The organism is Lactobacillus johnsonii ATCC 33200 (assembly GCF_000159355.1).
GTDB lineage: Bacteria > Bacillota > Bacilli > Lactobacillales > Lactobacillaceae > Lactobacillus > Lactobacillus johnsonii.
The window spans coordinates 24,515-38,928 of sequence record NZ_GG670120.1; the positions used below are offsets into that span (position 1 = coordinate 24,515).

At 33.2% G+C, this 14,414-nt stretch carries 11 protein-coding genes and 2 tRNA genes; 11 read left to right on the forward strand and 2 right to left on the reverse strand.

Translation table 11 applies throughout. The annotated features are described in order from the left end of the window. Window positions 1-38: 38 nt before the first annotated feature. Together HMPREF0528_RS00120 and HMPREF0528_RS00125 are read left to right on the forward strand one after the other, a co-directional pair. A tRNA-Tyr gene (locus HMPREF0528_RS00120) sits at window positions 39-120 on the forward strand. A 55-nt stretch (window positions 121-175) separates the two neighbouring features. After that, window positions 176-247: transfer RNA gene (locus HMPREF0528_RS00125), tRNA-Gln, on the forward strand. Window positions 248-315: 68 nt separating this feature from the next. Here HMPREF0528_RS00125 and HMPREF0528_RS00130 read toward each other — a convergent pair. Next, window positions 316-618 (reverse strand): rhodanese-like domain-containing protein, encoded by a 303-nt coding sequence (locus HMPREF0528_RS00130; RefSeq protein WP_004893433.1) that lies wholly within the window; start codon window positions 616-618, stop codon window positions 316-318. A 92-nt stretch (window positions 619-710) separates the two neighbouring features. On the opposite strand from HMPREF0528_RS00130, the gene HMPREF0528_RS00135 reads away from it, so the two are divergent. Continuing rightward, the gene (locus HMPREF0528_RS00135) at window positions 711-1,832 is read left to right on the forward strand and encodes a hypothetical protein (RefSeq protein WP_004893435.1); all 1,122 of its coding nucleotides are present in this window, start codon (window positions 711-713) and stop codon (window positions 1,830-1,832) included. 54 nt (window positions 1,833-1,886) lie between these two features. After that, complete coding sequence (locus HMPREF0528_RS00140; protein ID WP_004893439.1) at window positions 1,887-2,588, forward strand: GntR family transcriptional regulator; 702 nt, start codon at window positions 1,887-1,889, stop codon at window positions 2,586-2,588. Between the two features lie 52 nt (window positions 2,589-2,640). Here the strand turns inward: HMPREF0528_RS00140 and tagD are convergent, their stop codons facing one another. Further along, on the reverse strand, window positions 2,641-3,027 hold the full coding sequence (gene tagD, locus HMPREF0528_RS00145; RefSeq protein ID WP_004893441.1) for a glycerol-3-phosphate cytidylyltransferase: 387 nt from the start codon (window positions 3,025-3,027) through the stop codon (window positions 2,641-2,643). Window positions 3,028-3,169: 142 nt separating this feature from the next. Here tagD and HMPREF0528_RS00150 point away from each other — a divergent pair, with 142 nt between their 5' ends. The 7 genes from HMPREF0528_RS00150 to HMPREF0528_RS00180 all read left to right on the forward strand — a co-directional run bounded on the left by HMPREF0528_RS00150 (window position 3,170) and on the right by HMPREF0528_RS00180 (window position 14,334). Next, window positions 3,170-3,910 carry a WecB/TagA/CpsF family glycosyltransferase gene (locus tag HMPREF0528_RS00150; RefSeq protein WP_004893442.1) on the forward strand — a complete coding sequence of 247 codons (741 nt, stop codon included), beginning with the start codon at window positions 3,170-3,172 and terminating at the stop codon, window positions 3,908-3,910. Window positions 3,911-3,914: 4 nt separating this feature from the next. Then, entirely contained in the window at window positions 3,915-5,030 is a 1,116-nt protein-coding gene (locus HMPREF0528_RS00155) for a glycosyltransferase (protein ID WP_004893445.1), read from the forward strand. Then, complete coding sequence (locus HMPREF0528_RS00160) at window positions 5,014-7,008, forward strand: glycosyltransferase family 2 protein (RefSeq protein ID WP_034524997.1); 1,995 nt, start codon at window positions 5,014-5,016, stop codon at window positions 7,006-7,008. The genes HMPREF0528_RS00155 and HMPREF0528_RS00160 overlap by 17 nt, the downstream gene beginning before the upstream one ends. 109 nt (window positions 7,009-7,117) lie before the next feature. Further along, entirely contained in the window at window positions 7,118-8,590 is a 1,473-nt protein-coding gene (locus tag HMPREF0528_RS00165) for a nicotinate phosphoribosyltransferase (protein ID WP_004893449.1), read from the forward strand. A 1-nt stretch (window position 8,591) separates the two neighbouring features. Continuing rightward, a complete protein-coding gene (nadE, locus tag HMPREF0528_RS00170; protein ID WP_004893452.1) occupies window positions 8,592-9,425 on the forward strand; it encodes an NAD(+) synthase in 834 nt (277 codons plus the stop codon). 24 nt (window positions 9,426-9,449) lie between these two features. Beyond that, a complete protein-coding gene (locus HMPREF0528_RS00175) occupies window positions 9,450-11,435 on the forward strand; it encodes an AAA family ATPase (RefSeq protein WP_004893455.1) in 1,986 nt (661 codons plus the stop codon). A gap of 205 nt (window positions 11,436-11,640) precedes the next feature. Then, window positions 11,641-14,334 (forward strand): calcium-translocating P-type ATPase, PMCA-type, encoded by a 2,694-nt coding sequence (locus tag HMPREF0528_RS00180; RefSeq protein ID WP_004893457.1) that lies wholly within the window; start codon window positions 11,641-11,643, stop codon window positions 14,332-14,334. Window positions 14,335-14,414 lie beyond the last annotated feature (80 nt).

Sequence of the window (14,414 nt, forward strand, 5' to 3'; positions counted from 1 at the left end):
TTGCTAGGCAGTTCGTTATTATAATTAAGTAACGTTTCGGAGGCCTAGCGAAGTGGCTAAACGCGGCGGTCTGTAAAACCGCTCTCTCTGAGTTCGGTGGTTCGAATCCACTGGCCTCCATTGCTGGATTTTATTCAGCTGGTTGCATTGAACAACAAGTAAAAGTTCAATCAAATGGGTTATAGCCAAGTGGTAAGGCAATGGTTTTTGGTACCATCATGCGCTGGTTCGAATCCAGCTAACCCAATAGTTCGAAAGAACACCCAACCCGAAAAAAGGTCATCATATGATGACCTTTTTTGTTATATTGCGTTTTTAATTTATACTTTGTATTTTACCTTTCCAGTTAAGGATACCATCAGAAATGTTAATTAAATTATTATAACCTTTAGATTTTAAAAGTTGGCATACATGATGTGAAAGATCGCCAGACCGACAAATAAAATAGTAGGTCTCATTTTTAGGATCATTGAAGTACTTTAATTCTTCAAAGGGTAGATTATGACTCTGAGGAATATGACCTGATGCAAATTCAATTGGTGTTCGTAAATCATATAAATTGATGTTAGAATCTTTTTCTAAAATTTCTGCTAATTGATTTGTAGTAATGTTAATCATAGTTACCTCCTTTGATGATTATATTTAAGCAGAAAACATTGAAAATAAAGGGAATAATGTATGAAATTTTTGTGTAGAAAGGATCGATTTGTATGGCACGTCTTGTTAAGGTCAGTGGTCGAGGAGACGGTACTACTTGGGAAAGTGCTCTTAAAGACTTGCAGCCTGATGATGTATTACTACTTGCTCCTGGATTTTATGAGTTAGATCGAGGCTTAGAAGTAAATAATGTTACAATCAAGGGAACAGGCAATACTCCCGATGAGACAGTAATTAGTGGCTTTTTTGTGTTAGAGAATAATTGTAACTTTTTTACATTAGAAAATATTGCTCTTCAAACAAAATCAGGTCATAATACTATTTACGTTGAAGATGATGCTGATACCTATCTTACTTTACGTAATACTACCCTTTATGGGGATGAAGATGATATGACTGCAATTGCTGTGAATGGTAAATGTACACTGGAATTATTCTCAAGTAAAATTTTGAATTCTAGTGTTTCTTTATTTGCTCAAGCTGATTTTAGACTTACTATGACTGACTCGTTAATTGATTATGATTCTGAAAATTACGCAGCTTTAGGTATTCAGGGAAAAGGGACTGCAATTATTTCTAACAGTATGATTCATGGTAATCTAAGTACATACCCTAATTCAAATGCTGAAGTTGACTTGAATAATACGTCTATTTCCTATGGGTTAATTCATGGGCAGACTTGGGTAAATATGCTTAATTCAACTGTTGAAAAAAATGATGACTCTAGTTTCTATATTTCAGATGATTCATGGGTAAATATTTTACAGTCTGAATTTAAAGGTGGTATTTTTCTAGACAAAAATACGAGAATTTTAATTCAGAATAGTAAAATAGACCGTTTAATTGCTTGTGATAATGCAAAAGTAACCTTAAATAATTCTACTATTGTCAGTCATGCAGATTTTCAAGATAAGGTCACGGCAGATGCAACTAGAGTTGCTTTTTCTGGAAGAGATGATTTTGAGTATTTCTTAGCCTTAAATGGACAAGCGACTTTAGGAGGACGAGACTTAATTATTAATCCGAATGGTAGCAGGTTGGCAGTACAGGATGATGCTAAGCTTAAACTAAATATTGTTTCAAGTAGTACTCAAGATTTAGAGGTTGAATGCAATAGGAGACCAAATATTAATATTTTGGGAATGCGTTGGGAAGCAAAGAAGAACAATGACTAATCAGCTAGTTTAAGCTAAAATAAGTTTGGTAGCAGAATGAAGTGAGGGGTTATCATGCAAGAACCGATGTATATTAAAATTCACAACCAAATAAAGCGTGATATTGAAAATAAAAAATATAAAGTTGGAGAGCGGATCCCTGCTGAGCGGCAATTAGCTTCAAAATTCAATGTTTCTAGAATGACATTGCGCCAAGCAATTAAGACATTAGAAGACGAAGGAATCCTAGAGAGACGCTTAGGTAGTGGAACCTATGTCTCTAGTCAAAAGGTTCAAGAGAAAATGTCTGGGATTATGAGTTTTACCGACATAACTCGTTCCAATGGTCAAGTTCCTTCTAGTAAATTACTATCTTATCGTATAACGAAGCCATCGTTATCTGAAAAGGAAAAGTTGAAAATTCAAGATACAGATAACGTGCTAAGAATGGAACGTGTTCGTTTTGCAGATAATGTGCCGATTTGTTATGAAGTTGCTACAATTCCTTATGAATTAGTTTCCCGTTTTTCTAAAGATGAAATTTCAAGTAGTTTATATCAAACGCTTGAAGAAAAGGGTGGCTATAAGATTGGGAGTGTTGTAGAAAATATTGGTGCAGCTGTTGCTAATGAAAATGAGGCTCGTTTATTGTCAGTTAAAAAGGGTGAGCCATTAGTAACTAGACGCCAGGTTACTGAACTCAGCAATCACTATCCTTTTGAATATGTTCGTGCATCATATGTGGCCGAAAGATTTGAATTTACATTTGAAAAATAAAAAATGCATAATGCAGTTTGATTTTGTGATATGAACTACATTATGCATTTTTTTATTTTAAGTCTTTTTTGATTTGTGTCGTAGAAATTCCAGGAGTTCTTTCAAGGTATTCAACTTTACAATAAGGTTTTAGAAAATCGAATTTTCCTTCCCAGTCATTACCCATTACGAAAGTATCAATATCATATTTTTGTACATCATTAATTTTTTGATCCCAGTTCTCTTCTGGAATAACTTTATCTACATATCTAATTGCTTCTAGAATATATTTTCTTTCCGCATAGCTATTATAGGCTTGCTTATGTTTGCTAAATTCATTAAATTCGTCTGTTGATAGACCTACGATTAAATAATCTCCTAAGGCTCGAGCTCTTTTTAGAAGACGAATGTGACCATAATGTAGTAGATCAAAGGTTCCGTAGGTAATAATTTTTTTCATAATAAATACTCCCTCATAATAGTTACTATTCTAGCAGAAGTAGAAAAAAGTGAAACTTTTATATTGAAAAAGTTTTAAGTGCTTTTTTGTTAAAATAATAAATAGAGATATTACTTCACATAGAAATGGTTAAAAGTAGAGAATGAGTAGAGTTAATATTTTAGAAATTGAATTTGATAACTATTCTTTAGAAGAATTTAAAGATAGATTGATTAGTAGGTTAAATAATAAGTTATCAACCATGGTAGTAACAGCTAATCCCGAAATTGTAATGGCAGCTAATAAAGATCCAAAATTTATGAACCTTATTACCAAGAATGCGGATTTGATTACACCTGATGGAATTGGAATTGTCTTAGGTGGAAAAATGTTAAAAAAACCGCTTAAAGAACGAGTAACAGGGTATGATCTATTTACTTGGCTGCTACAGGTAGGAAACTTAAGAAAATTGCGAGTATATTTAATTGGTGCAAAGCCTGAAGTAATGCGAATTACTAAAGAAAAAATTGCTCGTGACTATCCAGAAATTGAATTAGTTGGAGCAGAAGATGGCTATTTTAAGGATGATCTAAAGACGGTAGCTAAAAGAATTGAAGAATCAAGTCCTGATATGGTTTTTGCAGCAATTGGTTTTCCAAGACAAGAAGAGCTGATCTCCATCCTACGTCAAGCAAAAGTGCCTGCAATTATGATGGGAGTGGGCGGAAGTTTTGATGTTTTTTCTGGCGTAGTCAGACGTGCGCCAGAAGTATTTCAAAAAACGCATCTTGAATGGTTCTATCGCTTAATTACTAATCCAACTCGCTTTAAGCGCATGCTCGCATTGCCAGAATTTGTAGTTGAAGTTGAAAAATCAAAGAAAGAAAATAAGAGAAAGAATTAATTAAATGAAAGTTTTACATATTAATGCTGGTTTAGAAAAAGGTGGTGGCCTGTCGCATATTGTTAATTTGTTGACAGAGGCAAAAAGACAAAATGTGGATTTTGAGCTTTTAACTTTAGCAGATGGGCCTGTAGCAAAAGCTGCTAAAAAGGCAAAAATTAAAACAACAATTTTAGGAACACAAAGTCGTTATGATCTGAGTGTTTTAAAGCGTCTTACTAGGCTTATCAATGAGGGAAATTTTGATATAGTTCATACTCATGGAGCAAGAGCTAATCTGTTTGTCTCAATGATTAAAAAGCAAATCAAAGCAAAGTGGATTATTACGGTTCATTCTGATCCTTTAAAGGATTTTGAAGGTCGAGGAATGATTGGAAATATTTTTACTAAATTAAATATCATGGCTTTAAAAAAAGCAGATGGTATCTTTGCAATTACTCAGAACTTTTCTAACCTTCTAGTTGAAAAAGTAGGTATTCCGAAAACAAAAATTTGCGTAATTTATAATGGGATTTTTTTCCATCAAAATAAGAATGTTCCTAAAAAATATACTCATCCCTATTTCAATATTATTAATGTTGGTCGAGCTGAAAAAGTTAAGGGACAAGACTTGCTTTTAAAGGCAATAAAAAAACTTAATGATCAAAATATTCGGCTGCATATTGTAGGTGATGGCAGTGAATTGAATAATTTAAGAGCATTAGCACGAGATTTAGGAATTAGTTCACAAGTAACTTTTCATGGCTTTTTGACCCAGCAAGAGACTAGAAAGTTATATCAAAAGATGGATTTGGCAGTTTTAACATCGTATTCAGAAAGTTTTCCCCTTGTCTTATTAGAGGCTAGTGATAATTTAGTACCAATTTTGTCAACTGATGTTGGTGATATTGAGAAGATGATTCCTAATGAAGAGTATGGTTTTGTTGCTAAAATTGGAGATATAGACAGCATTAGTGAAAAAATAAGACAAGCTACGGCTAAGAGCAAGACAGATCTCATGGCTATGGCTAAAAAAGAAAAGATATATCTGATGCACGCTTTTTCAATGAAAAACCAATTAGTGGCAATTGAAAATTATTACAAACTTGTTTTAGGTGAAAATAGTGGGAAATTATCATAAAAGCAATATTTTAGCAATTTTAATTGGAATTCTCCCTTTAATTTTTGAATTTAGTAGCAATATTTGGAAGGGTGATAATGGCTTTTTCATTGTTAGTGCTGCTTATGGATTAATATTGCTCTTATTAGCTTTATCAATTCCTATTGAAGATTTAGATCAATGGTTTTTAGAAAAAACTATGAGTCTTCTTTCAGTTTTTTTAGCGTTAGCAGTGGTTCTAAATAATCTTGATATCTTCCCTTTATCAGAAATTGGTGCTTTATATCAATTGACAATTATCTCTTATATGGGGATTTTATATTTTTTAGATCGACACTTTAATGCAAAGAACTTAGTATTACTATTACTTAATTTAAATATTTTAGCTCAATTACCAATCAAAGCAGGTACTTTGCTAATTTTAATTATTTCTGTTTTGATTTTTGTCTTTTATCTGATTAGAGTTGTGGTTACTTTTAGTGAACAATTACGTCCTTTTTTATTGTGTGTTTACTTGATTGTTCTACTTATTTCTCTAGTTTGGTATGTACCTGAATTGCCTGATTTTGTTTTAAAAAATCTTTCTTGGAGTATTGGTTCAATCATCTTATTAATAGAAATAATTGGATCAATATCTTATTTGAAAGTTAAGGGTCATTTAAGACCTACTAGTCATCTAATTGTCGGGATAATAATATTTTTAATTATTAACGAAATAAGCATGCTTGTTGCTGAGTCAAATATGCTTAATACGAGTTATTTAGTTTTAATCTTTATTTTGTCTCTATCTATTGTTAATATCTTTGGAAATATTAGTTTAGGGAAGAAACAAGTAAAAATTTCTGTCCTCATCCCGGCTTATAACAGCGCAAAGACGATTGTTGAAGCCCTAGAATCAATAAAAAATCAAACCTATCAAAATTGGGAGATTATTTTAATTAATGATGGATCACAGGATGAAACAGAAGAAATTTTAAGACGATACTTAGGAAATACAAAACTACCTCTTAAATATACTAAGCAAACTCATCATAATTATTTTAAGGCTATTAGACATGGTCTGAAGTATGCGAGTGGAGAAATAATTTTTGTTTTAGATGCCGGTAAAATTCTATTCAATCAAAATGTTTTTTATCGTGCTGTTAGCACCATTCTTGGTGAAAAATGTGACGGAATGTTTGTTGGAATTAGAGCTATGTATCAGCGCTTAAAAGATGGTAAATTTCATTTAGTTAGACCTTATTATCGAAACGAAGTTAGTCTAATAAAAACCGCCCTGGGACTTGGAACAAATATTTATACTAATTATGCTTTTTGGAGAAGAGAGATATTTGAGACCAGCGTATATGAAAATTATTTAATTAATGGGATGCCAGCTTGGTATAATGCAGAAAATAATTTAGGATTAAGAGTAGTAAATGGTAATTTTGTTGGATTAAAATATCGGGTTTCCAAAAAAGTAAATTTAGGTGATAATCCTCTAAAACAAAATAATTCTAAGACTTTATTTGAATTATCTACAAATTTGAGGACTTTGCATCATATTGTAAGCCGGATAAATGTGCCGGCCTATTCTACTCAAGCGACTTTATACAATTTAATCAATCGGCTTCATATTGCCTCTTTATATCCATCAATTTTTAAACAAGGCCAAACTTCTTTAAAGAAAATCACGCCTCTAGTTGTTAAAAATATTAAAGATTCTGAATTGGATAATGTATATTTGAAAACAATTGTTGATTTTAGCAATAATTTTAATCCTCAAAAAACTGCAAAAATTGTTATTCCCAAAGGTACAAAAATATATTGGGGAACAGGAATTGATGAGTTTAGTAATAAGTTGTCAAAAAATACGTTAGAGCAGTTTTATTACGATTTAATAAAAATAATTAGTCAAGGAACTACTATTTACAAAATTAAAAAAGATGATCAGAAAAAGTTAGAACAGATCCTAGAATTTTTTACAATTAGAGATTATGTAAAAATAATAAGTAATTAAAATATCAAAAAGAGGCATCAAATTTGATGTCTCTTTTTGATATCTGCTCTTGTTTGATTATAATAAAATACAAGAAAAAAATTATTTATTTTAGTGATGAGGGGACAAAATGTTTTACCCACAAGTTGATCAAGATGATTCATTAATTTTACATACTGATTTGTATGAAATTAATATGATGTATACCTATTTTAAAAAGGGAATAAGTGAAAGAAATTCTGTATTTGAAGTGTTCTTTAGAAAAGAACCTTTTGGTAATGGCTACGCAGTTAATGCTGGTTTAAGTCATGTTATTCAATACCTAAATAATCTTTGTTTTAAAGAAAGTGATTTAGAATATCTCAAGGAAACTTGTGACTACGATGATGACTTTATCGATTATTTACGTAATTTAGAATTGAAGTTAACCATTCGAAGTGCTAGAGAAGGTGAATTAGTTTTTGCTAATGAACCAATTATGCAGATCGAAGGACCATTAGCTCAAGCACAATTAGTTGAAACTGCAATTTTAAACATTATCAACTTCCAGACTTTGATTGCTACTAAGGCAGCTAGAATTAAGGTGGCTGTTGGTAACGACGGCTTGATGGAATTTGGCTCACGTCGTGCACAAGAAACGGATGCAGCTATTTGGGGAACACGGGCAGCATACATTGGTGGCTTTGACGCTACTAGTAATGTTAGAGCAGGAAAATTATTCGATATTCCTGTCGCTGGTACTCATGCTCACTCTTTGGTTGAAGCCTTTAATAATGAATATGATGCTTTTAAAGCATATGCTGAGACTCATAAGGACTGTGTATTCTTAGTTGATACCTATGATACTTTAAGAAGTGGTGTGCCAACTGCTATTAAAGTTGCTAAAGAAATGGGCGACAAGATTAATTTCCAAGGAGTTCGAATTGACTCGGGTGATATGGCGTATATTTCTAAAAAAGTGCGTAAACAATTAGATGATGCTGGCTTCCCTGATGCAAAAATTTATGCTTCAAATGATTTAGATGAAAAGACTATTCAAAACCTTAAGATGCAAGGCGCAAAAATTGATGTTTGGGGAATCGGTACTAAATTAATTACAGCATTTGATCAACCTGCTTTAGGTGGTGTATACAAGTTAGTAGCAATTGAAGATAAAGAAGGCAATATGCGCGATACTTTGAAAATTTCTTCAAATGCTGAAAAAGTGTCTACTCCAGGTAAAAAACAGGTATGGCGGATTCAAGCAAACTCTGAGAAGAAAAATGAGGGTGATTGGGTATCACGCTATGATGAAGATCCAAGAAAATTTGATGCGCTCTTTATGTTCCATCCGCAATACACTTACATTAATAAGGTTGTTACTGATTATACTGCTCGTCCTTTACTACAAGAAATCTTCCATGAAGGAAAACTTGTTTATAAAGAACCTACTCTTAAAGAAACAAAAGAATTTGCAGCCAATAACTTAGACGGATTATGGGACGAATATAAGCGTAGTTTGAATCCACAAGATTATCCAGTGGATTTATCGCAAAAGTTATATGACAACAAGATGAATTTAATTAATGATATTCGTAGTCGAATTGTGAAAAGAGGATATTAAGATGCGTCCATTACAAGAAAAAATTGTTGCTTATGAACATGTGTTACCAGAAATTGACCCTAAAAAAGAAATTAGAAAGTCTATTGATTTTTTAAAAGATTATTTAAAAGAAAATCCTTTTTTGAAGACTTATGTTTTAGGGATCTCTGGTGGTCAAGATTCAACTTTAACTGGTAAACTCTGCCAAATGGCAATTGAAGAAATGCGTGAAGAAACTGGAGATAATTCTTATCAGTTTATTGCTGTTCGTCTACCTTATGGCGTTCAAGCAGATGCAAGTGATGCTGCCGATGCAATTGCTTTTCAAAAGCCTGATCAAGATTTGATTGTTAATATTAAAGAACCAGTCGATGCAATGGTAAAAGTAGTTGAAACAACTGGTCAAAAAATTACTGACTTTAATAAAGGAAATATCAAAGCTCGTCAAAGAATGGTAGTTCAATATGCGATTGCTGGTGCCAATAATGGGGCTGTTGTAGGTACTGATCATGCAGCAGAAAACTTCTCGGGTTTTTACACTAAATATGGTGATGGTGCTGCTGATATTACTCCGTTATTTAGATTAGATAAGCGTCAAGGGAAGGCAATGCTTAAGGAACTTAGATGTCCTAAGCACTTATATGAAAAGGCACCAACTGCTGATTTAGAAGAAGATCGTCCAGACTTACCTGATGAAGTAGCATTAGGAGTAACTTACAAAGATGTTGACGATTACTTAGAAGGTAAAGATGTGAGTGAAGAAGCAGCTGAACAGATTGAAAAGTTGTGGAAAAAGAGTGAACATAAGCGTCATTTGCCAGTAACTATTTTTGATGATTTTTATAAACAAAATTAGTTAAGTATTTTTCTTGGAGGAAATATGACGTTTTTTGTAGTTGGACCAGATGATCGAGGCTTTTTCAAAAAGCAGCGTACTACCTGTGAATTTGAAGATGCATTAAATCAAGCTTCAGATGGGGATGATATTTTAATTAAGAGAGATTATCAGTTCCCACTTGAGGATCAAAATTATGTAATTAACAAGAGTCTAAATATTTCTGGCGAAGATAATACTTTTATTTTAGGTGGCTTTATCATTAAAAATGGCGCCCGGGTAAAATTAAATAATCTGACTCTGAGACACTATCGAGATAAGAATAATTCTCTTCAAGTAATAAATAACAGTCAATTAATTGCGACACATGTTTCGGTCGTTAATGACGCTACGACTGGTCAAAATTATCCAATTATTTATGTAGATGATGGTGCTACTGCTCAATTTGATGATTTGTACGTTAAAAAGGATAAAATTGGTGACGGTGCACATAGAATTTATGTTGAAAAAGGGAATGTAGAGATAAAGAATAGTACTCTTAATTGTAAAATTACTGCTACTGAAGCAAATTTAACTCTTAAGAATACTACGCTTAGCTATGGTGAAAGTAATGTCCTTAGTTTATATTCGAATACTGTTGCTACATTGCAAAATGTAACTGTAACGGGTGGAGTAAAAGAAAAAGATTATCCTTGCATTTTTGGTAGTGAATCTATTCTCAATATTACCTCTTCAATTATTAAAGAACCTAATTATTCTGGGGCCCTTTATTTACAAAAAGCTGCTCAGGCAAAAGTAGAAAATTCAATAATTGATTCTTTATATCTCTATGATCAAAGTAAGATAAATGTAGGAAATACAAGTAGAATTGTTGAGTCAATTACTCTAGAAGATCATAGTGCTTTAACTGGAGAAACTCTTTTACTTGATGGTAGAGATAATGGTAAAATCAACATTTTTGCTAACGGTGAAAGTAATATAACGCTAGACTGGATTGGCCTAGCATTTGAAAGTTCACCTAATATTAAAATTGAAGATAATGTAACTTTTAATGTTCCTGACGTTTATGTGTTGAAATTTGATTCTACTAATGATGAGTATGATTTAAATGAAAATAATCAATACACAATAGTAAAAGATAATTTACAAAACGATATTGAGTACTTTACTACCCAGAAAAAAGAGCAGGTACATAAAGCAGAAAAAGACCAAAAGGATCTACCAAAAGGTCCTCAAAAATCAGGTATGCAGCAGCTTGATGAAATGATTGGTCTAGAAACGGTAAAGCAACAAGTCAAAGAATTTATTGCAGTCACTGTTTTAAATAAAAAACGTGAAGAAAAAGGTTTAAATACTAGTTCTCAAACTTTGCACTCATTGTTTTTAGGAAATCCAGGAACTGGAAAAACAACGGTTGCTCGTATTGTTGGCCATGTTCTGTATGAAAAAGGAGTAATAGCTGAAGATAAGTTAATTGAGACATCTCGAGCTGATTTAGTAGCAGGATATGTTGGTCAAACAGCTGAAAAAACTAGGAAAGTTCTTGAATCAGCTTTAGGTGGGATCTTGTTTGTTGATGAAGCATATACCCTAGCTGGTGGTGGTCAGAATGATTTCGGTAAAGAAGCAATTGATGAAATATTAAAGTTTATGGAAGATCATCGCTCTAATATTATGATTATCTTTGCTGGTTATACTAACGATATGGAGAAGTTTTTAGAAACTAACCCAGGATTACGTAGTCGTATTCCGAATAAATTTGATTTTGAAGATTATACAGTTGATGAAATGGTTCAAATTGGATTGTTTTCTCTAAAGAAACAACAATATCATGTAAATCCTTCAAGTTATGCAGACTTATTGAAGAATAACTTAAGTAAGGATAACGATAACAGTAATGGGCGTTGGGTAAGAAATCTAAATGATAAGATCATAAAGAAACAAGCAGTACGCGTAGCCATGACTGATAGTTATTCAGAGGAAGACTTGATAAATATTACCGATGCCGATTTAGATGCTGTTAGACTTTAATTTTATAAATTTTAACTACTATTTTTGATGATTTATGTAAAAAGAACTAAACTTGTATCGGACTAGATAGTTTAATATACTATAGATGCATAAGAGAGTAACGGCAAGTTATTGCGATAAGTTCAACAACCGAGATGGATATCTCTGGACTTATCTTAATTAGTGAGACTTATGACTGATAACTGGTCATAAGTCTTTTTTGTTTATGGGAGGATGTTTTACGGTGAAAGAGAAATACTATGCTCAAGAGATTTCTCAAATTGAGAAAGAGCTGAATACATCGTTAGACAATGGGTTGTCTGATAATGAGGCTAAGAAGAGATTAGCTTCAGATGGACCCAATTCTTTAGCTTCAAAGAAAAAGCGTAGTATGTTTATGCGCTTTATCGATCAATTTAAGGACTTTATGATTATTGTCTTAATTGTGGCTGCCATTTTATCTGGTGTAGTTGCTAATGAATGGACTGATGCAGCAATTATTATGATTGTTGTTTTGCTGAATGCAATTTTAGGAGTAATTCAGGAAGCTAGGTCAGAAGCTGCAATTGATGCTTTAAAGGAGATGTCAACACCCAATGCCCATGTAAGACGTGGAGGCGCAATTTTAGAAATTCCAAGTACAGATATTGTACCTGGTGATATTGTCTTGCTTGAGGCAGGGGACGTTGTTCCAGCTGATATGCGGCTAGCTAAGACTGCAAGTTTAAAAGTTGAAGAGTCAGCTTTGACAGGTGAGTCAGTACCTGTTGAAAAGGATAGTGACGTGTTAAAAGCTGATGATGTAGCACTAGGTGACCGTGTTAACATGGCTTACGCAAATACTAATGTAACTTATGGACGAGCAGAAGGTATTGTGGTTGGCACTGGTATGAATACCGAAGTTGGTAAAATCGCAACAATGCTTAATAATGCAGATGAAACAGCTACTCCATTAAAGGAAAACTTGAATCAGCTTGGTAAGACTTTAACGATTATGATTTTGGCAATTTGTGTGATTGTCTTTATCGTAGGAATGTTTACCAAACAGGGAAGCGAGCCAACTAATAAATTAATTATCGATATGTTTCTAGTTGCTGTCTCCTTAGCTGTAGCTGCAATCCCAGAAGGATTACCAGCTATCGTAACTATTATTTTGGCTTTAGGAACGCAAATAATGGCTAAACATAAGGCAATTGTTAGAAAATTGCCAGCTGTTGAGACCTTAGGAGCTACCGATATTATTTGTTCTGATAAGACTGGTACTTTGACACAGAACCAAATGACTGTTGAAAAAATTTACTATAACGGTGAACTGTATAATGATGAAGCAACAATCAATAGTGATAATCCGGCTATGATGTCGATGATATTAGCTAATGATACAAAGATTGAAGACGGCGGTCGGCTTTTAGGAGACCCAACTGAAACAGCCTTGATTCAATATGCTTTTAATCAAAATATTAAGGTTGAAGATCTTCTTAAGAAAGATAGCCGCGTTCAAGAAGTTCCATTTGATTCAGAAAGAAAATTAATGTCTACGGTTAACCATTATGGCGATAAGTTCTTTGTTGCTGTAAAGGGTGCTCCAGATGAATTATTAAAGCGAGTAACGAAAATTGAAAAAGATGGTCAAGTAACGCCAATTTCAGATAGTGAAAAAGAAACAATTATTGCATCAAATAAAGGGATGGCTGAACAAGCTTTACGTGTCTTAGGACTAGCTTATAAGATTGTAGATAAAGCTTATGATGATCCAACGACTAGTAATGTTGAGCAAGATCTAATCTTTGCTGGCTTGGTGGGGATGATTGACCCAGAAAGGCCAGAAGCAAAAGCTGCTGTTGCCGAAGCAAAAAGTGCCGGTATTAGAACAGTAATGATTACTGGTGACCATCAAATTACAGCTGCTGCAATTGCATCTCGTTTAGGCATTTTAGAAGAAAGTCCAGATAAAAATAAGGCTGTAATTACTGGTGCGGAACTTGATAAACTTTCTGACGAATACTTCAATGAGCATGTTCAAGACTATAGTGTCTATGCTCGTGTTTCACCAGAAAACAAGGTTAGAATTGTTAAAGCATGGCAAGCAAATAATAAGATTGTTGCTATGACTGGGGATGGTGTTAACGATGCACCTAGTCTAAAACAAGCTGATATCGGTATTGGTATGGGAATTACTGGTACTGAAGTTTCAAAAGGTGCAGCTGATATGGTTTTGGCAGATGATAACTTTGCGACAATTGTTGAAGCTATTAAACAAGGACGTAAGGTATTTGCCAATATCCAAAAAGCAATTCTTTATCTGATGAGTTGTAACGTTGGTGAAGTTTTAACCGTCTTTATGATGACAATGCTTGGTTGGGATATATTGATGCCGGTTCAATTGTTGTGGATTAACTTAGTTACTGATACTTTGCCAGCTATTGCTTTAGGTGTTGAGCCTGTTGAACCAGGTATTATGAAGAATAAGCCTCGCGGTAGAAAGTCTAATTTCTTCTCCGGTGGTGTTGCAAGTTCAATTATTTATCAAGGTATCTTAGAGGGTATTTTGGTCTTAGGTGCATATCAACTTGGCTTACATGTTGGTCCACATGTTGGAAATGCAGCTATGCAACACGCAGATGCTTTAACTATGGCCTTCCTTACCTTAGGATTAATCCAATTATTCCATGCCTTTAACTCTAAATTTATTCATAAATCAATCTTTAGAGCACAAACATTTGAAAATAAGTGGTTTAATGGAGCAATTCTTATTTCTGCTTTAGTTATGGCAGCAGTAGAAATTCCATTTTTAACTAAGATTTTTGATGTAACTGAGTTAGATGGGATGCAATGGCTTGTAGTCATTGTTGCTGGATTCTTGATGATAATTATTGTCGAAATTATCAAATTCTTTGAAAGAAAAGCTGTTAGAAAGTAAAGTTTTATCAAATAATCAAAAAAAGCTTGAGTTTACTCAGGCTTTTTTTATACCCTTAGTAGAGAATAATAAATAATTAA

Bases quoted from the DNA above. Each gene is read 5' to 3' on its own strand.
- HMPREF0528_RS00130 (WP_004893433.1), bottom strand. From the start codon at position 618: ATGATTAACATTACTACAAATCAATTAGCAGAAATTTTAGAAAAAGAT.
- HMPREF0528_RS00135 (WP_004893435.1), top strand. From the start codon at position 711: ATGGCACGTCTTGTTAAGGTCAGTGGTCGAGGAGACGGTACTACTTGG.
- HMPREF0528_RS00140 (WP_004893439.1), top strand. From the start codon at position 1,887: ATGCAAGAACCGATGTATATTAAAATTCACAACCAAATAAAGCGTGAT.
- tagD (WP_004893441.1), bottom strand. From the start codon at position 3,027: ATGAAAAAAATTATTACCTACGGAACCTTTGATCTACTACATTATGGT.
- HMPREF0528_RS00150 (WP_004893442.1), top strand. From the start codon at position 3,170: ATGAGTAGAGTTAATATTTTAGAAATTGAATTTGATAACTATTCTTTA.
- HMPREF0528_RS00155 (WP_004893445.1), top strand. From the start codon at position 3,915: ATGAAAGTTTTACATATTAATGCTGGTTTAGAAAAAGGTGGTGGCCTG.
- HMPREF0528_RS00165 (WP_004893449.1), top strand. From the start codon at position 7,118: ATGTTTTACCCACAAGTTGATCAAGATGATTCATTAATTTTACATACT.
- nadE (WP_004893452.1), top strand. From the start codon at position 8,592: ATGCGTCCATTACAAGAAAAAATTGTTGCTTATGAACATGTGTTACCA.
- HMPREF0528_RS00175 (WP_004893455.1), top strand. From the start codon at position 9,450: ATGACGTTTTTTGTAGTTGGACCAGATGATCGAGGCTTTTTCAAAAAG.
- HMPREF0528_RS00180 (WP_004893457.1), top strand. From the start codon at position 11,641: ATGGGAGGATGTTTTACGGTGAAAGAGAAATACTATGCTCAAGAGATT.